Origin of the sequence: Corallococcus sicarius (assembly GCF_003611735.1) — a bacterium.
Classification (GTDB): domain Bacteria; phylum Myxococcota; class Myxococcia; order Myxococcales; family Myxococcaceae; genus Corallococcus; species Corallococcus sicarius.
The window spans coordinates 14,921-36,951 of sequence record NZ_RAWG01000069.1 but is presented as its reverse complement, the minus strand read 5'-3'; the positions used below and the strand labels follow the sequence as shown (position 1 = coordinate 36,951).

Below are 22,031 nucleotides of genomic sequence, written 5' to 3'. Positions count from 1 at the left end.
GTGTATAAGAGACAGCCCTCGCGACAGCGCTCCCAAGCCCCCCGCCTCCACCGCGACAACCGCCGAGCCCGGGGCCCCGGCTGTGATTGCCCGGTCGCCGCCCACGGAGTCCCCCACGGCGGCACCGGAGGCCCTGCGCTTCGCACCTCGCGTCCACGAGCAGCTGCTGTCTGGCTGCGAGAGCTGTCACGGCCCGGAGGGGTTCGCTGGCTCCAGCCGCTACGTGGCGAGCACGGATCCCGGGCAGCACCTGCGCTCGGTGTCGCCCCTGGTGGTGCCCGGCTCCGCCGCGACCAGCGTCCTCTATCAGCGCGCGAAGGGCGAGGCGCACGCGGGCGGAGCGGTATGGGAGCCGGGAAGCGCGGAGCTGGAGCTGCTGGGCCAGTGGATCAACGCGGGCGCGCAGGGGCCCGTCCCCGAAGCCACGCCCGTCGCCTCCGCGCCCGTACCTTCGTCGCCAGCAGCCAACCCGCCCGCGCAACCGTCGCCCGCGCCCAACCCGCACGGGGCCAATCCGCACGGGGCCAACCCGCACGCGGGGATTTCGCTGGGGACCTACCCGGTCTTCGGCTCGCTGAGCCTGAACGGACGCTTCGACCTCAACTACGAGCGCCGCAACTACAACGACCACCCCTTCCAGTCCGAGGGCGTGAACGCGCTGCGCAGCTATCACCAGTTCCTCTTCCTGACGCGGCAGTCCGCCACGGATCCGGTGACGCTGACCCTGGAGATGCTGTCGCTGCAGTTCTGGGAGGTCGGCGTCCGGGTCAGCCCCGAGGCCTGGCCGGTGAAGGTGTTCGCCAAGGGCGGCAAGGTGCTGGTGCCCTTCGGTGGAGATCCGCTCTTCCACCACAGCTACGGCGGACTCGCGGGCTTTGATCAGAAGGTGCTCCCGGTGGTGTTCGCCCGGGAGGGGCTGACGGTGAACGTGCAGCGCCGCCAGGGGCCGCTGACCCTCTCCGGCGACGCCTACCTCATCGCCGGCTACCAGCTGAGGACCGCCGACGCGGTGCTCAACCTCCAGTCCGACTTCGCGCCGCTCGACGAGACGCGCCTGGGCATCGGGGCGCGGTTGGGCGCGTCGTGGGGGCCCGTCAGCGTGTGGTACTCGCCCTACTTCAACTCGCTGGGGTTCGGGCGCCGCCTGTTCCTCCAGGCGTTGGATGTGGCGGTGTGGCGTCCGCGCGGCGTGCCGGTGCTGGAGCGCTTCTCGCTGGGCGCCGGGCTGCTGCGCGCGGACGTCTCCGGCGGCGAGGCCGAGGGCTACGGAGGGCCGGGCGCGGACTACTACCACTTCGCCAGCTACCTCCAGCTGCGCTTCCATCCCAGGGACTGGCTCTACCTCCAGTACCGGCAGGGCCTGCGCACCTTCGGGAACCGGAGGGGGCTCATCCTCGACTCGACCGACCTCACCCGGGACGACGGCTCCACGCACAACGTGGGGGCGGTCGCCCGGTGGCGCGGCCTGAGCGCCGGGCTCTTCCACTACTGGAACCTGGAGAAGGCCGACGAAGTCCCGGACGACTTCACCCGACTGGTGGTGGCGCTTGAGTTCTAGTTCCCTGCTCCGGATGCTGGCCGTGGGGCTTCCCCTGGTCCTTGGCTGCGCGGACTTCCAGCGCGGCGATCCCACCCCCGATGCGGGCGTCTCACCCACGAATGATGGCGGCAGCGGCGGGGATGGCGGAGAGGCCGTCTCCTTCGCCAGCATCCATCCGCTCCTGACCTCCGGTTGCCAGTCCTGCCACCGCAGCGGCGGCGCGGCAGGCGACACAGGTTTCGTGCTGACCGGCGACGCCGAGGCGGACTACCTGGAGGCGACCTCGTCCATTGACGTGTCCAACCCGCCCGCCAGCCGCCTGCTGCGCAAGGCCTCGGGCGCGGGCCACGGCGGCGGGGCCATCTACCGGGACACCAGCACCGAGTACCAGACCCTCCTGGCATGGATCGCCGGAGGCGCCCAACCTTGAAGCACTTCATCCCCCGGAGAGTCCCGATGAAACGCCACGCCCTGCTCCTGGTTGGACTGGCGCTCACGCTGTCCGCTTGCGCCAAGCTGGAGACGTCCAACCCGGGGGTGACCACCTCCGGCGCCCACTCGGTGATGGTGGGGCAGACGCTCCAGCTCACGGCCACCACGCGCGAGGCCAGCGACACGGGCTACACGTGGGAGAGCGAAAACCCTGGCATCGCGACGGTGGACGGCACCGGGCTCGTGACAGGCGTCAGCGCGGGTGAGACCGGCGTCAAGGTCGTCGGCGCGCAGTCCCGGCTGGAAGGGCGCCACGCGGTGGTGGTCATCGCGCCCTCCACCGGCACCGATGCGGGCGTCAATCCCGACCAGGTGCCCTACTACCTCGCCTGGTCCATGTCGCCGCACGCGGACACCACCGCCGAGGCCTTCACGCACTGGAACGCGGCGGGCAGCGTGCCGACCAGCTGCGCGAGGTGCCACAGCTCGGAGGGCTTCGTCGACTACCTGGGCGGCGACGGAACCGCCGCGGGCCGCGTGGATGCCCCGGGCAAGACGCAGTCCGTGGTCCGCTGCGAGACGTGCCACGACAGCGCGGCCGCAAGCCTGACGGCAGTGACGTTCCCTTCCGGCAAGCAGGTCACCGGCCTGGGCGCGGAGGCCCGGTGCATGGTGTGTCACCAGGGGCGCGCCGCGGGGAAGGACATTGACGCGCAGATCGCGGACGCGGGGGTCGTGGGCGAGGACACCACCTCCCCGGCGCTGGGATTCACCAACATCCACTACTACCCCGCGGCCGCGACGCTCTTCGCAAGCCAGGCCGCCGGCGGCTACCAGTACCCGAACCAGGTCTACGACACGCGGTTCCGCCACGTGCCCACCTTCGACAAGTGCAACGAGTGCCATGACGCGCACACCACCCAGGTCCGCTGGGATGAATGCGCCACCTGCCACGTGGGCGTGACGGACGTCACGAAGGCCTGGGACATCCGGCAGATCGCCTCGCGCAACCAGGACTACGACGGGGACAACAACCGCGCGGAGGGCATCTACTTCGAGATCCAGGGCCTGCGGGAGAAGCTGCTGGCCAGCGTCCAGCGCTACGGCGCGGAGCGGGCCCAGCCCCTCTGCTATGGCAATACGCACCCGTACTGGTTCCGGGACACCGACAAGGACGGCGTCTGCAGCGCGGCGGAGTCCGTGTCCACCAACGCGTTCGCCAGCTGGACCCCGCGCCTGCAGAAGGCGGCCTACAACTACCAGCTGTCCAAGGTGGATCCGGGCGCGTTCGCGCACAACGCGAAGTACATCCTCCAGCTGCTGCATGACTCCACCCAATCGCTGAACGCGGGGCTGACCGCTCCGTTCGACCTGTCGATGCTCGTGCGCAATGATCCGGGCCACTTCAACGGCGCCAGCAAGGCGGCCCGCAACTGGGACACGAGCGAGACGGTCCAGGCCAGCTGCTCCCGCTGCCACAGCGGCGCGCAGGGCTACCGGTTCTTCGTCCAGTACGGCGTGGGCCAGTCGGTGCCGGAGACCGCCAACGGCCTGGAGTGCTTCACCTGCCACGAGAACTTCGAGCCCACCTATGACGTCTTCGTCCCCGCGAAGACGTGGCTGCCGGACAACACGACGGTGAACCTGCCGGGCCAGGACAACCTCTGCGCCAACTGCCACATCGGCCGCGCGTCCAAGGCCACCATCGACACGGCGCTGGCGGCGGGCGGCACGCCGCGCTTCCAGAACGTGCACTACATGCCGGCCGCCGGGACGCGTGAAGGAACGCTGGCCAGGATTGGCTACGAGTACCCCAGCAAGACGTACGCGGGCCGGCTCACGCACATGGGCGGGGTGCAGTGCACGAGCTGCCATGTCCCTGGAGGGACGAACCACACGTTCAAGGTCGCGGACGTGTGGAATGCGCGCTGCGAGACGTGCCACGCGGACCAGAGCGCGGCGGAGCAGATCCGCAACGTCCACCTGCAGGACTACGACGGGGACGGGAACACCACCGAGCCCCTGAAGGCGGAGGTGGCGGGGATGGCCGCGCGACTGCTGACGGCCATGCGCGGGGTGACGGGCAATGGCATCTGCTACAACGGCGACGCCAATCCGTACTTCTTCAAGGACACGGACAAGAACGGCACCTGCAGCGCGACGGAGGCCGTCTCCTCCAACGCGTTCGCGCCGTTCACCCCGGCCCTCGTGCAGGCGGCCCACAACTACCAGCTGAGCCAGAAGGACCACGGCGCGTGGGCCCACAACTTCAACTACGTCGGGCAGCTGCTCTTCGACAGCACTGAGAACCTCACCGGAGCGCCTCCCACGAACCTCATCCGGCCGTAGGAGCGGGGCCGTGGCCTTGCTCAGGCCACGGGGTCCGAGGACTCCGCCGCCGTCCTCAAACCGGGCGGCGGTGGAGCATGCAGTCGCAGGCGCTCCCCTGAGAGGGGGTGCGTGAACGCGAGCGTCTCCGCGTGGAGCAGGTAGCCACCGTCTCCAGGCAGCCCGGGCTCCTGCTCCCGGGGCAGTCCCCCCGCCGCGAACATCGGATCTCCAGCGAGCGGGTGCCCGATGAAGGCCAGGTGGATGCGAATCTGCTCCGGGCGCCCGGTGTGGATGCGCACCTCGAAGAGCGTCTGCCCTTCGCGCCGCTCCAGCACGCGGGCGCTGCTGCTGGACGCCTTGCCCTGCGCGCTGGCCCCGTGCACGGTCCCCAGCAGGGGGTGGGGCACCAGCCCGATGGGCGCGCGGATGTCGTAGTCATCCTGCGCCGCGACGCCGTCCGACAGCGCGCGGTAGCGCTTCTCCACATCCCCCTCCCGCCAGCTGAGGGAGAGGCGGGCCGCCGCCTCGCGCGTGCGGGAGAACAGCACCAGCCCCGACGTCGCCCGCCCCAGCCGGTGCAGTGCTGACGCCTCCGGCCAGCGCAGCCGCACGAAGGACAGCAGCGTGTTCTTGAGGAAGCCTCCGGACGGCATCGTCGGCAGCCCGCTCGGCTTGATGACCGCAAGCAGGGCTTCGTCCTCGTACACCAGCTCGAAGCTGTCCGGCGTCTCGCCCTCCTGCCATGGCGGGCGGTGCCAGCACAGCTCCTGGTGCGCGCGCAGCACCTCGTCGCCCGTCGCCGTGACGCCGTCCAGTTGCACCTCACCGCGCAGGAAGCGGGCGCGCCACTCGGCTTCGGAGGAGTGCCGGTACCGGTCCGTCATCCAGGCAAGCGCGGTGCGCCCCACGGCGGCGGCCTCCACCTGCTCGCGATACACATAGCCGTCGTTCAGGCCGGGCTTGGACGTCACCCGCGCACTCTATCCGGCAGGTCGCGGCCCCCCGTCCGTATATATTTCGCCGCATGAAGGACGCTCCCTCCCCTCCCCGCTCCCTCCTCGCGCGCCCCCTGACGCCAGAGGCCTTCGCTCCTTTTGGAGACGTCGTCTCCGCGGGGCTCAAGAGCGGCGCGGCGGCGAACCAGGGCACCGCCGTGCGGTTCGACTGGTCGGCGAAGCTGGAGAGCGACCGCGCGGGCGCGAAGCCCAACCTCGCGGTGTTCCGCTCGGTGCCCCAGCCGCTGCCCTTCACCGTGAAGCTGCTGGAGCACCACCCCCGCTCGAGCCAGGCCTTCCTGCCCATGCGCTGCTCGCGGTTCCTGGTGTGCGTCGCGCCGACGGACGCCTCGGGCGGCCCCGACCTGGACGGCCTCGTCGCGTTCGTCTGCGGCCCCGGCCAGGGCGTGAACTACCACCGGGGCGTGTGGCACCACCCCATCATCGCGCTCGACGCTCCAGCGGAGTTCGCGATGCTGGCGTGGGAGGATGGGAGCGCGGAGGACTGCGTCGTGCGTCAGTTCTCCACGACTGTATCCGTGTACCTGGGGGACTGACATGGCCAACGCAATCTCGAAGACGGCGTACTACACCCTCTCGTGCCGGTATGCGGACGCCCAAAAGCCCCGCCCGCTGTGCGGTGACACCTTCGCCGCGCGGTTCATGGACGACGAGGCCCGGCGCATCTGGGCGCGCTTCCAGTCCTTCACGCGGCCCAACACCAGCAATGCCGGGCGGCATCAGATCATCGACGCGCTCGTGCAGGAGGAGCTCGACCGTGAGCCCCAGGCCCGGGTGGTGGTGCTCGGCGCGGGCTTCGACACGCGCGCCTACCGCCTGCGCGGCGGCCGGTGGCTGGAGGTGGACGAGCCCGCCATCATCACGCACAAGGACACGCAGCTGCCCGTGACGGAGGCGAAGAACCCGCTGGAGCGCCTGTCCATCGACTTCCAGGCGGAGTCGCTCAAGGACCGGCTGGCGCCGTACCGGGACGCGAAGCGCACGCACTTCATCATCGAAGGCGTGCTCATGTACCTGACGCACGCGCAGCGCCGGGAAATGCTCGCCGTGCTCAAGGAGCTGTTCCCCCAGCACGCCGTGTACTGCGACCTGATGCGCGCGGCCTTCCAGCGCGACTACAGCGGCGACCTGCACAAGGCCATCACCGAGCTGGGGACGACCTTCCGCGACATGACGGACACGCCCGAGGCCCCCTTCCTGGAGGCGGGCTACACGCTCGCGTCCGCCACCTCCATCCCCCTGCGGACGATGGAGCTCGCGGGCCAGCGGGTGCCGGCGTTCATGATCCGCCGGCTGATACCCGCCGTCCGCGACGGCTACCGCATCAGCAAGTTCGAATCCTCCTGACGCCTCACGACGCCTTGCGAGCCACGGGCTGCTGTCCCAGGGCCACGCTCCCCAGGATGAGCGTGCCCGCGATGAGCATGGAGGGCGTCAGCGGTTCGTCCAGGAGCAGCCAGGCCCAGGCCACACCGAACAACGGCACGCTGTAGGTGACGGTGACGGCGCGCGCCGGGCCGATGCGCTGGATGAGGCGGTAGTACACCGCGAACGCCAGGCCCGTGCAGACCACGCCCAGCGACGCCGCCGCCAGCCAGGGCCGCGCCCCGATGGGCTGCGTCGGCCAGGTCGCGATGGCGAACGGCAGCATCATCAACGCGGAGCACGACAGCGTGGCGGCGGCGACCGCGGAGGCAGGCAGCCCGGCCAGGTGACGCTTCACCATGTTCACGCCGATGCCGTAGAGGAACGCGGCGGTGGTGCCCGCCGCCGCGGCCCAGGCGACGCCCTCGCCCCCCGTCTTCCCGCTGGCCAGCACCACCACCCCGGCGAAGCCCGTGAAGAGGGCGACCGCCCGCCGCACGCCAATGCGCTCGCCGTAGAACAGGAACGCCACCAGCGCGGTGAACAGCACCGACATGCTGTTGGTGATGGCCCCGATGCCCGCCGGAGCGCGCTGCGCGGCCCAGGCGAACAGCGCGAAGGGCACCGCCGAGTTGAGCACGCCCAGCAGCGCCAGCTTCGGCCACAGCCCGGGGCCGAAGGACGCCCGGGCCTTCCAGAGGAACGGCATCAGCACCAGCGCGCCCAGTCCGACGCGCAGCTCCACCAGCGGCAGCGGACCGAAGGCCGGGGCGGCGATGCGCATGAACAGGAAGGACGCCCCCCAGATGGCGCCCAGCGCGACCAGCTCCAGCGGGGTGAGCCATGCGCGGGGAAGGGAGGGAGCAGCGGTGTGTGGATGGGTGAGACCGGAAGCACTCATGGCGCGTCCCCTGAGCGGAGGAAGGAATCTGATTTCTGCCTGGGCTTCTATTCACGCCCTCCCCCCTTCCTCCACAAGCGCATACTTTCCGGGCCAGCCACGAGCCAGATTTGAGGCTACTCCCATGACCCTGCGCACGGATCTGCTTCCCGCCCTGGCGGCCTTCGAGTCCGCCGCCCGCCACCAGAACTTCGCCCATGCGGCGGAGGAGCTGCACCTGACCGCCAGCGCGGTCAGCCACCACGTCCGCAAGCTGGAGGGCCGGCTGGGCGTCGTGCTCTTCCAACGCCATGCCCGCGGCGTGACGCTGACGGCCGAGGGGCGCCAGCTCGCGGACGCCGCCAGCAGCGCGCTCTCCGACATGGACAGCGTCCTCGGAGGATTGCGACGCACCCGGGACGAGGGCGACGTCGTGCGCATCACCACCGTGCACTCGCTGGCGTACGCGTGGCTGATGCCGCGCCTGCCCCGGTTCACCGCCGCGCACCCGCGCACCCGCCTCCACGTGGACACGGAGCCGGCGCTCACGCGCTTCGACGAGGGTGGACCCGACGTCGGCATCCGCTACGGGCAGGGGCCCTGGCAGGGCTTGAGCGCGCACCCGCTGATGGACGACGCGATGTTCCCCGTGGCCTCGGCGCACCTGCCAGGCTTCGACGGGGTGCACGAGCCAGCGGACATCGCGAAGCTGCCGCTGATTGGCGACCTGTCGCGCCAGGGGTGGCAGGACTGGTTCCGGGCCGCGGGCGTGCGCGGCGAAACGTTCGACCAGCGCTACTACTTCAGCGACACCACCGGCGCGCTGATGGCCGCGGTGCAGGGCGTGGGCGCGGCGCTCGCCCGCGAACGGATCTCCGCGCCCTACCTCGCGGAGGGACGGCTCCTGCGGCTGCCCGGCCCGAGCATGCCCACGCGCGCCAGCTACTTCGTGGTGTACCCGGCCCACCGCAGGCCGCGCCCCGCCGCACGCGCCTTCATCGATTGGCTGCTCACCCAGCCGGGGCTGCCCGCCCCGCCGGTCCGCCCGGGAGCCGCCACTCCAACGCAAGGCGTTGCACCGCCCCGCAGGAAAGTTCCCCTATGACAGTCCAAGCCAAAGCCTGTCAAAATCGACTCCTTTACCAGACAGCGCATCGGGTCCACACTGGCTTTGCAGTCCATCCCAGACGGAGTTCGCATGCGCAAGCTGATGAAGTCCCTGATGGCGGTCTCTGCGGTCCTCTCCCTCGCGCCCACGGCTGCCTTTGCCCTGCCGCCGCAGTGCTACCAGGTGTGTCCGGTCAACGGCTGTGAAGAGGAGTGCTACGTCCACCTCACGCCCACGACGTGCGCGGAATACAACCCCGGCTGGTGCGGGGGCGCCGCGGCCACCCCCACCGAACCGACGGCGTCGGTCTCCACCGACGAGACCCGCCAGGCGGAGGACGCCTCGCAGGTGTGCAGCGAGGAGCATCCGGAAGCCAGCACGGCCAGCTGAGCCCGCTCGCGTCGCTCGCGGGGTCCGGGCACCTGCCCCGGGCCTCGCCCCACGCGCGGCCTCACGGCGTCGCCGTGACGGGCACCGGGTTCGCCCGGGCCTGCTTCTGCTCCCGCAGGGCCGCCAGCGTCTGGCGGATGCCCTCGGCGTAGGGCGTCTTGTGCACGGGGCCCAGCAGCCCGCGCAGCGCGGAGTCGTCCATCAGCACGGGGTTCGTGAGCAGGTAGTGCATCTCCACCAGCTCGCGCATGAAGGGCTGGAACAGGCCCAGGAGCCGCAGCATCCCCTTCCCCATCGTCATCATCTTCGCGGGGCGCCCCACCTGCGCGTAGATCTCCTTCACCAGCTCGCGCTGCGTGGTGACGCCCGCGCCCGCCAGGTTCCAGAAGCGTCCGTACGCGCGGGGCTCATCCATCAGCGCGGTGACGACCGGGCCCACGTCGTTCACGAAGACGAACTCGTGCGGCATGTCCACCGGCCCGATGAGCGGGGCGCGCTTGCCCTCCAGGGCGGCCACGAAGGCGCGGTAGAGAAAGCTGCGCTCCGTGCCTGGGCCGTAGAAGTCCGGCAGCCGGAGGATGGTGCCCCGGATGGAGCCCGCCGCGTCGGCCGCCAGCAGCAGGTCCTCCTGCTCCTTGCGCATGCGGCCCTTGTACGTGTTCGGCTCGCGCGGATGCGCCTCCGTCACCCGTTCGGTGCGCGGCAATCCATACGGATACACCGTGCCGATGAGCACCACCCGCTCCACCCCCTCCGCGATGGCCGCGTCGAGCGTGCGCCGCATCAACTGCGGGTGCAGGTGGAACTTCCAGTAGTCCACCCCCACCATGTAGACGAGCGTCTTCACGCCCCGCGCCGCAACCCGGATGGACGCCGGGTCCTCCGGGTTCCACGTCACCAGCTCCGCGCGCGGATCCGCCCCGTACTGCTGTTGCAGGCCCTTCATCGAGCGGCCCACCACCCGGTAGCCCCGCCCCTGCGCCTGGAGCGCACGCGCCACTCCCTGTCCAATGACGCCCGAGGCGCCGAACAACGCCACCGTCTCCATGCCGCGCTCCCTTGAATGAACGGCGACTCGTTTTATGAACACCGTTCTGTGAACACCGTTCATTTATTGCTGGCCGTACTCCACGTCAAGCCTTACCGTTGGAACATGGGCAGCGCGGAGCGGAAGGAACGTCAGCGGGCGGAGCTGCGGGAGCAGATCCTCCGGGTGGCGCGCGACATGGTGATGAAGGAGGGCTTCGGGGCCCTGTCCATGCGCAAGCTGGCGGACGCGGTGGAGTACGCGCCCGCGACGCTCTACCTGCACTTCGAGAACCGGGACGCCATCGCGCGGGAGCTGTGCGTGCGCGGCTTCCAGGAGCTGCTCGCGGTGCTGGAGCCCGCGGCGGCCTGCGAGGAGCCGGTGGAGCGCCTGTCACGCCTGGCGGACGCCTACGTGACGTTCGGCCTGAAGCAGCCGGAGACCTACCGGCTCGTCTTCATGGAGGACCCCAAGCTGTCCGCGGACCTGTTCCAGGACAAGCAGGAGGGCGCGGGGCCGAAGTCGTTCGCCGTGCTGGTGCGCGCGTTCGAGTCCCTGAAGGCCCAGGGCCTGACCCTGGACGCCACGACGCCCGTGCGGCTCGCGGAAGTGTTCTGGGCCGGCCTGCACGGCATCGTGAGCCTCAAGCTCACCTGCTCCGGGTTCCAGGGCGCCCCCGCCGAAGCGCTCACGCAGACGCTCGTCGCCAGCATGGTGCACGGGACGAAGCCCGCCAAAGCCGCCCGACGTACGAGGTAGGCGGGAAATCCTCGTTCACAGACGTGAGCAGGGGGTCCGTCAAGTGGCCGCCCGCTGGCACCCCATGACATGCCGTGTGAAGATTGGACTTCCCATGAAATGGTCCGCTTCAGCCCATCCCGGAGAGTCGGGTCAGGCGTTGGTGGAGTCCGCACTGGTCTTCCCGGTGATGGTCTTCCTCATCCTCGGCATCCTCCAGCTGGGGACGCTGCACCACGCCCGGCTGATGACGGAGTACGCGGCGTACCGGTCCGCGCGCGCGGGCATCGTCAACCACGGTGACTGCGAGATCATGAAGAAGGCCGCCTTCGTGGCGGTGCTGCCCACCCTGGGGCCGCCCAAGGCGAGCTCGGGCGGCGCCCCGGCCACGGGCCGCGTGGACACGCTCCTCAACCTGGCGCGGGTCAATGACGCCTATACGGATCCCAAGCTGGTGAGGGAGAACCAGACGTTCCAGGACCAGGGCGCGGACCTGGAGCGTTTGCGCGTGGAGGTGCTCAACCCCAGGCGGAGCCAGCTGCCCACGCTCTTCGCGTCCTACGGCTCGCACATGCAGGGGCGGGAGCTGGACTACGACGACATCCGGAACGCGCAGGTCATCGAGGCCAACCTGCTCACGGTGCGCGTGACGTATTTCTACGAGATGCGCATCCCGTTCGCGAACTGGCAGCTCCACGCCTTCTACATGGGGCGCGAGTTCCTGAACGACATCCGCGGCGGCCCGAACTTCACGACCCAGCACGTGGGCGGGGGCAGCCCCACGAAGTACCTGGAAGCGAAGGGCGCCAGCCGCGACGCGGACCACCAGAAGATCAGCACCCTGGCCGGCAACCGCACCTTCGTCATCCCCGTCATCGCGACCTATTCGATGCGCATGCAGTCCAACCTCCTCAACAGCGCAACCTACGGCCCGAACTCCTGCGCCGTGGATGGCTAGCGTCCCCCGACGCTGGCGGAAGGAACCCTGATGTTTCGGATTCTCCGGAGGCTGCGGCGCGACGAGCGCGGGCAGGCCATGGTGCTCGGGGTGGTGGTCATGCTCGTGCTGGCCGTCACCGTGATGACGTCGGTGGGCATCGGCCACGGCGTGTACCAGAAGATCAAGCTGCAGGACGCCGCGGACGCGGAGGCGTACTCGCTGGCGGTGAAGGAGGCGCGCGCCTACAACTTCCTCGCGTACACCAACCGCGCGATGATCGTGCACTACTCCGCCATGCTCACGGTGATGTCGTACGTGAGCCACGCGGTGTACCTGGACCGCACCATCGGCACCGCGGCCAAGTACCTGAAGTTCATCCCCGGCATCGGCACCGTGTTCATGGCCGTCGAAAAGGCCATCAAGGCCTGGAAGGTCGCGGTGGAGACCGTCTCACGACTGCTCATCCCCATCCTGACCGGGCTCAACATCGCCCTGTGGCTGGCCCAGGAGGCCATGCTCACGGGCACCATGTTCGACCTCTACACGAGCAACGGGCATGGAGACGTCATCGGAACGACGGACCCCAAGGCGTTCGTCACCGAGGACATGACGACGAACCAGGACTACAACAAGGGGCCCATCAGCTCCGTGTTCAACAACCCCAACAACGTCAACTACTCCAACGCCAAGAACTTCCTCCACATCGTGGATGACGGGCCCAAGAGCAGCAGTCCCACCATGGGCGTGGACCCCACGGGGATGCTCAAGCGGGGGAAGCTGGTGCAGAACAACAAGCTGTCGGATCCGGACATGGCCAAGTACCGCCTGCTGATGGGCAGCCTGGCCAACGGCGCGCGGCGCCGGTGGACGGCCGAGGGCGAGGGTCCGTTCCTCATCGGGCGGCGCTGGAACCTCCAGCTGTGCGTCGTCATTGGCGAGCTGCGCATCCGCAAGACGGCCGACAGCCAGATCAAGAGCTTCGACGAGGGCTTCGAGAACAACCGCAAGGACCAGCTCTACGCGGCGGACGACATCCGCATCGACGTGCGCCCGGCCTGCGGCATCTTCAGCTGGAACAATGTCTTCCAGCTGCGCTTCCGGGCCGCGGCGGACGCGCGGGGCGGCTTCCACCAGGAGGTCGGCTCCAGCAAGTCGAATTCCCACCACCCGTGGACGGGCATCACGCCCTTCCTCACGGCGGACACGAGCTTCGTCAACCCGCAGCAGAACCACTTCGGCTACCCGTGCAGCCTCGTCGTGCTGGGCAAGGACATGGGCGCCAACCGCACCAGCGGCAAGCCTCCCTTCGAGATGGAGAACCTGAGCCAGAACGCCTTCATGCAGGGCGCTGGCGAAGACGAGTTCAACACCGCGGAGAACAAGGCCGAGGGCATCCAGGAGTCGTACCTGGACCTGACCTGGAGGTACGTGGGCGGCAAGCAGGACGAGTACGCGGATGAATTCCGCAGGGTGACGGGCGGGATGATGGCCCTGTCCGTGGGCCGGGCCATCTACCACCGGCCCAATACCTGGAAGGAAGAGCCCAACTTCTTCAATCCGCTCTGGACCGCGCGGCTGGCGCCCATCAAGACCCACTGGGACTCGGATCGCCTGGAGTGGCTGGTGCCCGAATGGAGGGACAGCGCATGGCTGCTCAACGGCATCAACTACTGATGGGCACCCTGGGGACCCACACCGGGCGACGGGGACGCGCGCGGGGTTCAGCGACCGTGGAGCTGGCGCTCCTGGCGCCGCTCTTCGTGGTGCTGGTGCTCTGGGCGAACTACTTCTGGGAGGCGCAGCGCGCGCGCATCAAGCTCGCGGAGATGGCGCGCTTCATCGCCTTCGAGCGCACGGTGCGCTCGGACCTCAACGCCGTCGTCGCCGAGGCCCGGACGCGCTACCAGGACCTGGACGGCTCCACGAAGACGGGCACCCTGGGCAGCACCTACCAGAACGGGCTCACCTTCCAGGTGTCGGCAGAGAACGCTGACGCGCCGCTCGAAAGCGTCGAGATGTCGGAGATGGGTTCGAAGGCCGGCGTCGCGGGGCTGGCGGGCCCGGCCCTGGCCGCGCTGGGCAGCACGCCCGAGCAGCTGGCCGAGGACATGGGGTTCGACCCCAGCGTGGGCGCGGTCCATGCGCGGGTGCAGGTGCGCATGGTGAACCGCATCATCCCGCAGGAGGTCGCCCTCTACACGACAGGCTTTGACGGCAACCAGCTGGACCTGGTCTTCAACGAGGAGTTCTACCTCTACCACGACACGTGGCGGGCCTGGGGCAACGGCGAGAACCCCGCGCAGACCTACCCCCGGGTGGAGCAGCTCACGCACGACCGCGTGAGCCGCATCGTCTACGCGGGCGTGACGAGCGGTGGCAGCGGGGCCCTGGATGCCATTGAAGGCGTCATGTCCGTGCTGGGGCTCGACTTCCCCTTCTCCGCTGACTACATCCGCCGCTCCGTGCTCATCCGCGACCCGAAGGCCGCGGGCTCCTTCGCGGCGGCGGCGAGGCCCACGCGCACGGTGCCCGGCGACGCGCTCCAGGCCGCCTACTGGCGCAACGACACGAGCTTCTGCTTCGGCAGCTGCGAGCCCGGCGCCGTCAAATCGAAGCGCGGCCCGGACAACTGGCCGATGCGTGCGTACAACTGCCGTGGGAACTTCTTCCAGGGCGCCACCCTCTCGAACGCCCCCGAGTCCGTCTACACGAAGTCGATCGCCGCGGGCGCCGGCTACTTCCACTACGCCGACGACGCGTGTTCGCCGGCGCCGGCGCTGCCGCCGGTGCCATGAGCGGGCTGACGGACCATACGGGCGCGCTCACGCGCTGGCTGGGCCTGGGCGGATTGCTCGCGCTCATCGCCACCGCCGTGCTGCTGAAGGATCCGCCCCCGGCGGCCCCGGCGCCCACGCCGCCGCCCGGGGTGGTGGACCTGCCCCCCGCGCCGCCCCTGCCCTCCTCCGGCGCGGACCGGGTGCGGCGGGTGTTCCCGCCGTTCCCCGGGGCCAGGATGGTGCCCATGGGCCGGCTGGAGACGAACGGCAGCCCCATGGAGATGGGCTACTTCGAAACGGACCACCCGCCGGGCGAGGTGCTGGAGTTCTACGCCCGTGAGTTCCGGCTGCGGGGCCGCGACATCGTCACGCAGGAGGACGGCGCGGGCGGCGGCGCGGTGAACTACTACGACGCGAAGCTGGGCGCGCTGGTGTCCGTCACCACGATCCGCTCGGGCGGCGCGGTGCCGCGCACGCTGGTCTTCCCGACGCTCGTCGAGGCCCCCGAGGGCATCCACCTGCAGGGCACCGCGCCCGCCTCGCTGCCCCAGCCTCCGGGCGCGGTGACGGTGCTGCGCGTGGACGAGCGCGGCTCCGGGCCCACGGCGGGCAGCACCACGCTCACCCAGGTGGCGCACGGCACGCCGCAGATGCTCGTGGCCTTCTACCGGGAGCAGCTGCCCGCGCGCGGCTTCACGGTCGTGGACGGCCGGACGGCGCGCGGCGTGGAGCTGCTCGAATTCCAGCGCCCCGGGGAGCGGCTGTCGCTGTCGCTGTCGCCCGTCGCCAAGGACGGCCTCCCGGAGTCCCTCATCACGCTCGTCATCGAGCGTGCCCCCCCTCCTCCTCCCCAGGAGTCGAACCGATGAACGGATGGATGTCGCGTGGCTACCGCTGGATGCTGCGGCCCCGCTCGCGCGGTCAGGCGATGACGGAGTTCACGATGCTGCTCATGGCGCTGCTCATCGGCACCGGGGCCATCACCACGTTCGCGCCGGAGATGTTCGCGGCGCTCACCATCTACATCCGCGGCTTCTACTGCGTGCTGGGCTACCCCTTCGGCTGAAGGGGCCTTCAGGGGCCCGGCAGGCGGGGCAGCGCGAGCGGAACGGACCCCAGCGCGGGACGGGCGCCCGTGCCGGCGCGGACCGCGGACCAGGTGGACTCAGGGTCGTGCAGGGACTCCACGCCGAACACGGGCACCTTCGCGGACGTCACCACCGTCATCGTCTGGCCGGACTCCAGGCGGAAGGTCTGCTCGCGGCCCTTGCCCGCGAAGGGGCCTGTCTTCAGCTCGGTGTCGCGCTGGCGCACGGGCACTCCGCGCAGCGCGGCGTGGTCCGCGAGCAGGTCCACGGGGATGGAGATGGGCGTACTGGACGGCATGGAGACGGCCAGCCGCTCCACCAGCGGGCGCGCGGTGCCGGCGCGGGAGACCCAGACGATGATGAGGACGCGGGGCGACGACTGGTAGTCCAGCTCCACCTGGAACAGCGTGTCGTGCTCGCGGCGCGTCTCGCCCACCACGGAGGCCCGCACCGGGAAGGTCCCCTGCTTCGAGCGGAAGGTGTACTCCACCCAGTTGCCCACGACGGGCTGGAGCTGGCCGTAGAGCAGCGGGGGCGGCACCAGGGCGCGCGCCTCGGCCAGGCGCTCCGGGGCGATGGGCGGATCTCCGGGGGGCAGCGTCCCCGCGTCCTGCACCTGGGACTGGGACTGGGGCTGGGGCGCCACCCGGGGGAGCGCGGGCGGCGGAGCGGTGGGGCCGGCGTCGGGCGCGGCGAAGCTGGTCGGTGTGGCGAGGAGCAGCACGGCGGTGCACACGGGACACAGGAGGCGGCGCATGGGAGCAGCACTATCCGTCCGGGACTCGTCATCGGACAAGCGTGGGGCCCTCGCGAGGCGGGGAATGGCCGTGCTCGCGCTGCTGCTGTGCCTGGGCGGCCCGGCGGCGCACGCGGAAGACGGGGCTCCGAATGCCCTGTTCGGGCTGCCGCTGGTCGCGAAGCAGGGCGGCTGGGCGCGCTACGTGAATACGTCCGCGGACGGGCCCTCGCGGTTCGTGTTCAAGGTGGGCGGCACGGGGCGCCATGAGGGGAAGCGCGGGCGGTGGATCCTCCTGGAGGTGGACGTGCCCGCCACCGGCCGCGTCCGCTTCGACTTCCTGGTGGAGGGCGAGCGCTTCAGCGCCAAGAGCGTGCTGCTGATGCGCCTGCATGTTCCGGGCAGGCCCCCGAGCGACACGGTGGCGCCCTTCAACCAGCCGGGCGCCGAGCGACTGCCCCACCTGCTGCGCCAGTCCACGGAGACGGTGGATGGCAAGAAGCTGGCCGTGACGGAGTACTCGTATCCGATGGGCATCACCGCGCAGTGGTCGCCCGGCGTTCCGGCCCTGGGTCTGGTGCGCGTGTCGGGGACCCAGTCCTTCCTGCTGGAGGCCTTCGGCGTGGGCGGAGACCCCTGGAAGGGCGCGGACGGGCCGTGAGCGTCAGCGGCCCCGGGGCCGTGAGGCCAGCCCGGCCCGGACGAGCGCCGCGCGCACGGTGTCAGCGTCCGCGCTGGCGAGCCGCGCGTTGAGCAGCAGCCGCGTCCCGTGGCCCGCCTGGAAGAGGACCCGGGGCAGCTCCCCCTGGTCCTTCTGGAGCGAGTACCACTCCAGCCGCGCGAAGGGCGTCCTCCGGCCCAGCGAGTCGATGAAGCCGTCCGGGCCCAGGAACAGCGCGGGCACCGCGTGCAGGCCCACGCCGACGAGCCACGCGCACAGCCCCAGGCAGAAGGTGGCGAGCGCGGTTCGCCCCTCCACGCTCAGGAGGCGAAGGCCCACCAGCCCCAGCACGCCCAGGGTCGCGAGCACCAGCGCATAGCTCCCCATCTCCGCGCGCGACTGGAGCGCGACGAGCCTCCCGCCGCGCAGCAGTCCGACGAGCGCGCCCAGGGCCAGCAGCGCCAGGGCTCCGGCCGCCACCGCCACGCCCAACCCCATCATCCCAGGCCGGCCTCCGAGCCCGCGCGACTCGCGCACGAGCCACACCGCACAGCCCGCGAAGAAGGCCAGCGCCACGCCGTGGAAGGCGAGCGCGGAGGTGGGGCGCCTGGGGTTCTTCGTCGCACTCACGCCCGGTCCTCTACTCCCGGATGCTCCCGAGGGAAACCGCGCCCGGACAGAAACCTCCCGCGTCGGACGCCTCCCGGACTACCAGACAAACATGCTTTAACAGAATTAACATAAATCCTAGAATCCATCTCTTCGTCACGGCCCTGGTGTTCCCGGGGTCGTTCCCCGTCGTCCCGAGGAGCGCTGGATGCTTCGTCGCACCACCCTGGCCCTCGCCTTCTGCGCCGTGTCCTGCGCAGAGGTCGAGGGTCCCCCCGAGCAGTCCCCCCCACCCGCAGCGGCCCTGGGTGAAACGCAGCAGGCCGTTGACTCCCTGGAGACTCCCGGCGAGGCGAACAGCATCCGCTTCCTGGAGCAGTCCTCGTTCGGCCCGCGCCTTGGGCGCAACGTGAGCCCGGCGCCTGTCGGCACGGTGGAGCACGTGATGGCGGTGGGCATTCCCCAGTCACTCACCGAGCAGTTCAGCCTCCAGCCCGCCGCGCCGTTCAACGGCGACGTCGCCGCCGCGGACCTGGGCTCGCAGTTCTTCCTGCGCGCCGTCAGCGGAGAGGATCAGCTGCGGCTGCGCGTGGCGTTCGCGCTCAGCCAGATCTTCGTCGTCTCGCAGCTGGACATCCCGGAGTCGCCCCGGACCGCGTACTCGGATCCCAAGACGGCGCTGGCGGCGCACCTGAACCTGCTGTCGACGCACGCATTCGGCAATTTCCGCACCCTGCTGGAGGCGGTGACGAAGAGCTCCGCCATGGGCCGCTACCTGGACATGGTCAACAACCGGGCCTTCAACGGGGCCGGCGACCGCATCGACCCGAACGAGAACTACGCCCGGGAGATGCTCCAGCTGTTCACGCTCGGCATCCCGAAGCTGAACATGGACGGCACCGTCCAGATTGATCCGCTCACCGGAAAGCCCAGGACGGCGTACACGGAGGAGCAGGTGCAGGCCTTCGCCAGCGCGCTGTCCGGGTGGACCTGGAAGGCCGCCGCGTGTCCGGCCAAGGGCGGCGCCATCAACGTGCCTGACTACACGCAGCCGATGATGCCGTGCAACGCGAACCACGATGAGCGCTCGCAGCAGCTCCTGCGCGGCGTCTCCACCACCGCGGGTGGGACGGCGGCGGTCCACCTGCAGCAGGCGCTGGACAACGTCTTCAACGACCCCAACGTCCCGCCCTTCATCAGCAAGCAGCTCATCCAGCACCTCGTCACCAGCAACCCGACGCCGGCCTACGTGAACCGCGTGGCGCTCGTCTTCAAGTCGGATGCGAACGGTGACCGCGGCAACCTGATGTCCGTGGTGCGCGCCATCCTGGAGGACGCCGAGGCACGCGGCGCCCAGCCGCCCCTGGCCCTGCGGCCCGGCTTCGGGCACCTGCGCTCGCCGGCGCTGTTCGTCACCAACGTGGTCCGCTGGTTGGACCCCACGCTGGACCTGACGAAGGATCCCGGCCTGCGGCTCAGCAACTGGAGCAGGAGCATGGGGCAGTGGGTGCCCCGCTCGCCGTCTGTCTTCAGCTACTACCCGCCCAACGCGCCCGCCCCCGACACCGACGGGCTGCTCGGCCCCGAGTTCGCCATCCTCGACACGGCGACCATCACGGCGCGCGCCAACTTCGTCCACGAGCTGCTCTACACGAACCCCGCCGCCATCACGGTGGACTACAACCTGCTGCCGTCCGACAACGCGGCGCTCGTCGCGTGGCTGGGCCGCTACTGGCTGCACGGCACGATGGCACCGGCGCTCGAGCAGCGCCTGCTGACCGCGCTCGCGGATCCGGATGCGGGGGTGGTGCTGCGCAAGAAGAAGCTGGCCCTCTACCTCACCTCGCTCTCCCCCTCCTTCCAGGTGCAGCGGTAATCCCATGACGACCACCCGACGCCAGTTCCTCCGAGGCGCCACCGGCAGCCTGGGCTTCCTCGCCGCGGCCTCCTCCCTCCCCCGCTGGATGGGCAGCGCCCACGCGGCCACGCTGGGCGGCTACGCCGGCTCCCGCGTCGCCGTCTGTGTCTTCCTGCTGGGCGGCAACGACAGCAACAACGTCCTCGTCCCGCGCCTGGGCAACCCCTACCAGCACTACCGGGACGCGCGGAACGTCCTGCGCCTCGAACTGGACCAGCTGCTCACCATCAACCCGACGGGGCTCGCCGCCGGGGCCTACGGCCTGCACCCGTCGCTGACGAAGGTCCGCGACCACTTCGAACAGGGCCGCGCCGCCTTCGTGTGCAACGTGGGACCGATGGTGCTGCCGCTCACCAAGGCGGACTACACGGCGAGCCTGGCCGTGCCGGAGAACCTCTTCTCCCACAGCGACCAGCAGGACGCCTGGGCGAGCGCGCTGGCAAACCCCACCACCAGCACCCTCACCAGTGACTTGAAGGTGACGGGCTGGGGCGGGCGCACGGCGGACAAGCTCCACGTGCTCAACACCAGCACGCCGCCGGACTACCCGGAGGTGACGTCCTTCGGTGGCAAGCAGCGCTTCTCGGTGGGCGGAACGCGCAAGCCGCTGATGGTCGCCGCGGACGGCACGCTCGCGTTCCGCACCACCACCACGCCGCCCTCGGCCTTCGATCAGCTCCAGTCGCAGGCGCTCCAGGACGTGATGGGCATCCAGGACGGCGTGGCGCTGGAGGCGTCCTACGCGGGCGTCTTCGGCACGGCCCAGACGTTCGCCCGTGCCCGCGCCGAGGCGCGTGAGGAGGCGTGGAGCCGCATCGACGGCGTGACCCGGGGCAAGATCGAAACGCTCTTCGAGACGCCCGTGGGCAAGGACCGCTGGTCGCTGCACGTCCAGCTCTACCAGGTGGTGCGCGATCTGGTGGCGGGGGCCATCCCGGCGGCCAGCGGCGGCCTGGGCCTCAAGCGGCAGGTGTTCTCCGTGGGCTTCGGCTCCTTCGACACGCACCAGAACCAGGACGTGGATCATCCGGAGCTGCTCGCGCAGCTCGACTACGGGCTGGATGCGTTCCAGCAGGCCATGAACCTGCTGGAGTTGGACCCGGCCTTCGGTGCGAACGCGCCCCAGTCCACGCTCTTCACCATGAGCGACTTCAGCCGCACGCTGCTGGAGAACTCCGAGCAGGGGACGGACCACGCCTGGGGTGGCCACGCGCTGGTGATGGGCAACCGCGTGGCGGGCCGGAAGCTCTACGGCACCTTCCCGGACCTGGACCTCAGCGGCACGCTCGATGGCTCCACGGACAACAAGGGCCGCTGGATTCCAACGCTGTCGGTGGAGCAGTACGGCTTCACGCTGGCCTCGTGGCTGGGGCTCAGCACCGTCGCCGAGCGGGACTACGTGTTCCCCAACCTGCCGGGCTACGTGCAGGACGCCGTGACCCGCGGCTTCCCGGCGCTCGCGCAGCGCTACAAGCTGGCCTTCATGCTGCCGGACTGAGGACCGTGAAGACGGGGAGGCCGTGCGGCCTGGGGCCTTCCCGTCGCGCTACTTCATCTGCGCGATGACGTCGAACACCGAGGGCCGGTGCGGCTTCCAGCCCAGCTCGCGGGCCCGCTTCGCGCGGATGCGGCTGTTGGACGCGAGCGCCAGGCGTCCCAGCTCCACGCCCCAGCGCGCCTCGGCCTCCGACACCGGCATGCTGCCGGTGGGCAGGTTGAAGCGCTTGCCGATGGCGGTCACCACGTCGCGGAAGTTCGCCTCGCCGTTCTCCGCGAAGAAGAACGTCCCGGCGGGGGCGCGCTCCAGCACCAGGAGGTAGAGGTCCGCCAGGTCCTCGATGTGCACGTTGGACCAGACGTTCTCCCCCTGCCCGATGTAGCGCGCGGTGCCCGTCTCGCGTGCGTACCGGATGAGCGGGGGCAACTGGACGCTGTCCGGGTTGAGGCCCAGGCCCTGGCCGTAGATGAGGCACGGGCAGATGACGTTCGTGTGGAGGCCCTCCTTCGCGGCGTCCAGGACGCGGCGGTCCAGCGCGATGCGGGCCACCTTCTCCGGGACGGGGTCGATGGGCGTGTCCTCGTCGTGCACCGGCGTCGTCAGGGTGCCGCCCGTGTCGGTGGCGACGATGCTGGAGCCGCTGGTGTGGATGAAGCGCTTGCCGGAGCCCTTCAGCGCGGCCAGCAGCACCTCCACGGGCCGGCGCTCGTCCGCCGACGCCGCGTTGATGACGGCGTCCGACTCCTGCGCCAGCCGCGTCAGGACGGCCTCGTCGTCGAACGAGGCGACCGTCGCCGTGATGCCCCGCGCCTCCAGCGCCTGCGCCTTCTCCGGGGTCCGGGCGGTGCCCACCACCTGGTGGCCCGCCGCCAGCAATCGCACCGCCACCGACCCGCCGATGTAGCCCGTCGCGCCCAGCACAAAGACTTTCATGGACTGCTCCTGTGAGAGGCTTCGTAAACTGCGTTGTTCCGCGC

The 22,031-nt window shown here is 70.2% G+C and carries 21 protein-coding genes and 1 pseudogene; 16 read left to right on the top strand and 6 right to left on the bottom strand.

Going from position 1 to position 22,031, the window contains the following annotated elements; all coding sequences use genetic code 11:
* The 3 genes and pseudogenes from D7X12_RS13725 to D7X12_RS13715 form a co-directional block, all read left to right on the top strand.
* Window positions 1–1,558: pseudogene (locus D7X12_RS13725) on the top strand (hypothetical protein); the annotation flags it as partial.
* The gene (locus D7X12_RS13720) at window positions 1,548–1,970 is read left to right on the top strand and encodes a hypothetical protein (protein WP_147443642.1); all 423 of its coding nucleotides are present in this window, start codon (window positions 1,548–1,550) and stop codon (window positions 1,968–1,970) included. The pseudogene D7X12_RS13725 and the gene D7X12_RS13720, both read left to right, overlap by 11 nt.
* Window positions 1,971–1,996: 26 nt before the next feature.
* A complete protein-coding gene (locus D7X12_RS13715) occupies window positions 1,997–4,321 on the top strand; it encodes an Ig-like domain-containing protein (RefSeq protein ID WP_158620048.1) in 2,325 nt (774 codons plus the stop codon).
* A gap of 20 nt (window positions 4,322–4,341) precedes the next feature.
* Here the strand turns inward: D7X12_RS13715 and D7X12_RS13710 are convergent, their stop codons facing one another.
* Window positions 4,342–5,274 carry an RluA family pseudouridine synthase gene (locus tag D7X12_RS13710; RefSeq protein ID WP_208719003.1) on the bottom strand — a complete coding sequence of 311 codons (933 nt, stop codon included), beginning with the start codon at window positions 5,272–5,274 and terminating at the stop codon, window positions 4,342–4,344.
* A 53-nt stretch (window positions 5,275–5,327) separates the two neighbouring features.
* Here D7X12_RS13710 and D7X12_RS13705 point away from each other — a divergent pair, with 53 nt between their 5' ends.
* Together D7X12_RS13705 and D7X12_RS13700 are read left to right on the top strand one after the other, a co-directional pair.
* On the top strand, window positions 5,328–5,855 hold the full coding sequence (locus tag D7X12_RS13705) for an ureidoglycolate lyase (RefSeq protein ID WP_120625725.1): 528 nt from the start codon (window positions 5,328–5,330) through the stop codon (window positions 5,853–5,855).
* 1 nt (window position 5,856) lies between these two features.
* Window positions 5,857–6,666 carry a class I SAM-dependent methyltransferase gene (locus D7X12_RS13700; protein WP_158620047.1) on the top strand — a complete coding sequence of 270 codons (810 nt, stop codon included), beginning with the start codon at window positions 5,857–5,859 and terminating at the stop codon, window positions 6,664–6,666.
* Between the two features lie 4 nt (window positions 6,667–6,670).
* Here D7X12_RS13700 and D7X12_RS13695 read toward each other — a convergent pair whose 3' ends face one another.
* The gene (locus tag D7X12_RS13695; protein ID WP_120625723.1) at window positions 6,671–7,585 is read right to left on the bottom strand and encodes a DMT family transporter; all 915 of its coding nucleotides are present in this window, start codon (window positions 7,583–7,585) and stop codon (window positions 6,671–6,673) included.
* 124 nt (window positions 7,586–7,709) lie between these two features.
* Between D7X12_RS13695 and D7X12_RS13690 the strand changes: the two genes are divergently transcribed.
* Window positions 7,710–8,669: a LysR substrate-binding domain-containing protein gene (locus tag D7X12_RS13690; protein ID WP_120625722.1), complete on the top strand. Its 960-nt coding sequence runs from the start codon at window positions 7,710–7,712 to the stop codon at window positions 8,667–8,669.
* 93 nt (window positions 8,670–8,762) lie between these two features.
* Window positions 8,763–9,062 (top strand): hypothetical protein, encoded by a 300-nt coding sequence (locus tag D7X12_RS13685; RefSeq protein ID WP_120625721.1) that lies wholly within the window; start codon window positions 8,763–8,765, stop codon window positions 9,060–9,062.
* A 61-nt stretch (window positions 9,063–9,123) separates the two neighbouring features.
* Here the strand turns inward: D7X12_RS13685 and D7X12_RS13680 are convergent, their stop codons facing one another.
* Window positions 9,124–10,110: an NAD-dependent epimerase/dehydratase family protein gene (locus tag D7X12_RS13680; protein ID WP_120625720.1), complete on the bottom strand. Its 987-nt coding sequence runs from the start codon at window positions 10,108–10,110 to the stop codon at window positions 9,124–9,126.
* A gap of 105 nt (window positions 10,111–10,215) precedes the next feature.
* On the opposite strand from D7X12_RS13680, the gene D7X12_RS13675 reads away from it, so the two are divergent.
* From D7X12_RS13675 to D7X12_RS13650, 6 genes are all read left to right on the top strand, one after another.
* A complete protein-coding gene (locus D7X12_RS13675) occupies window positions 10,216–10,848 on the top strand; it encodes a TetR/AcrR family transcriptional regulator (RefSeq protein ID WP_208719001.1) in 633 nt (210 codons plus the stop codon).
* Between the two features lie 94 nt (window positions 10,849–10,942).
* On the top strand, window positions 10,943–11,785 hold the full coding sequence (locus D7X12_RS13670; RefSeq protein ID WP_120625718.1) for a TadE/TadG family type IV pilus assembly protein: 843 nt from the start codon (window positions 10,943–10,945) through the stop codon (window positions 11,783–11,785).
* A gap of 30 nt (window positions 11,786–11,815) precedes the next feature.
* Window positions 11,816–13,441, top strand: coding sequence for a pilus assembly protein (locus D7X12_RS13665; RefSeq protein ID WP_120625717.1), 1,626 nt, complete (start codon window positions 11,816–11,818; stop codon window positions 13,439–13,441).
* Window positions 13,414–14,562 (top strand): TadE family protein, encoded by a 1,149-nt coding sequence (locus tag D7X12_RS13660; protein WP_244224535.1) that lies wholly within the window; start codon window positions 13,414–13,416, stop codon window positions 14,560–14,562. The genes D7X12_RS13665 and D7X12_RS13660 overlap by 28 nt, the downstream gene beginning before the upstream one ends.
* A complete protein-coding gene (locus tag D7X12_RS13655) occupies window positions 14,559–15,413 on the top strand; it encodes a hypothetical protein (protein WP_120625729.1) in 855 nt (284 codons plus the stop codon). Before D7X12_RS13660 ends, D7X12_RS13655 begins: the two co-directional genes overlap by 4 nt.
* On the top strand, window positions 15,410–15,610 hold the full coding sequence (locus tag D7X12_RS13650; protein WP_120625715.1) for a hypothetical protein: 201 nt from the start codon (window positions 15,410–15,412) through the stop codon (window positions 15,608–15,610). Before D7X12_RS13655 ends, D7X12_RS13650 begins: the two co-directional genes overlap by 4 nt.
* An 8-nt stretch (window positions 15,611–15,618) precedes the next feature.
* Here D7X12_RS13650 and D7X12_RS13645 read toward each other — a convergent pair whose 3' ends face one another.
* A complete protein-coding gene (locus tag D7X12_RS13645) occupies window positions 15,619–16,389 on the bottom strand; it encodes a hypothetical protein (RefSeq protein ID WP_120625714.1) in 771 nt (256 codons plus the stop codon).
* 64 nt (window positions 16,390–16,453) lie between these two features.
* Here D7X12_RS13645 and D7X12_RS13640 point away from each other — a divergent pair, with 64 nt between their 5' ends.
* Entirely contained in the window at window positions 16,454–17,029 is a 576-nt protein-coding gene (locus tag D7X12_RS13640; protein ID WP_244224534.1) for a hypothetical protein, read from the top strand.
* Window positions 17,030–17,032: 3 nt separating this feature from the next.
* Here D7X12_RS13640 and D7X12_RS13635 read toward each other — a convergent pair whose 3' ends face one another.
* The gene (locus D7X12_RS13635; protein ID WP_120625712.1) at window positions 17,033–17,659 is read right to left on the bottom strand and encodes a hypothetical protein; all 627 of its coding nucleotides are present in this window, start codon (window positions 17,657–17,659) and stop codon (window positions 17,033–17,035) included.
* Window positions 17,660–17,846: 187 nt separating this feature from the next.
* Here D7X12_RS13635 and D7X12_RS13630 point away from each other — a divergent pair, with 187 nt between their 5' ends.
* The gene (locus tag D7X12_RS13630; RefSeq protein WP_120625711.1) at window positions 17,847–19,514 is read left to right on the top strand and encodes a DUF1800 domain-containing protein; all 1,668 of its coding nucleotides are present in this window, start codon (window positions 17,847–17,849) and stop codon (window positions 19,512–19,514) included.
* Window positions 19,515–19,518: 4 nt separating this feature from the next.
* Window positions 19,519–21,054: a DUF1501 domain-containing protein gene (locus D7X12_RS13625; protein WP_120625710.1), complete on the top strand. Its 1,536-nt coding sequence runs from the start codon at window positions 19,519–19,521 to the stop codon at window positions 21,052–21,054.
* A gap of 48 nt (window positions 21,055–21,102) precedes the next feature.
* Here the strand turns inward: D7X12_RS13625 and D7X12_RS13620 are convergent, their stop codons facing one another.
* The gene (locus D7X12_RS13620) at window positions 21,103–21,987 is read right to left on the bottom strand and encodes an NAD-dependent epimerase/dehydratase family protein (protein ID WP_120625709.1); all 885 of its coding nucleotides are present in this window, start codon (window positions 21,985–21,987) and stop codon (window positions 21,103–21,105) included.
* Window positions 21,988–22,031 lie beyond the last annotated feature (44 nt).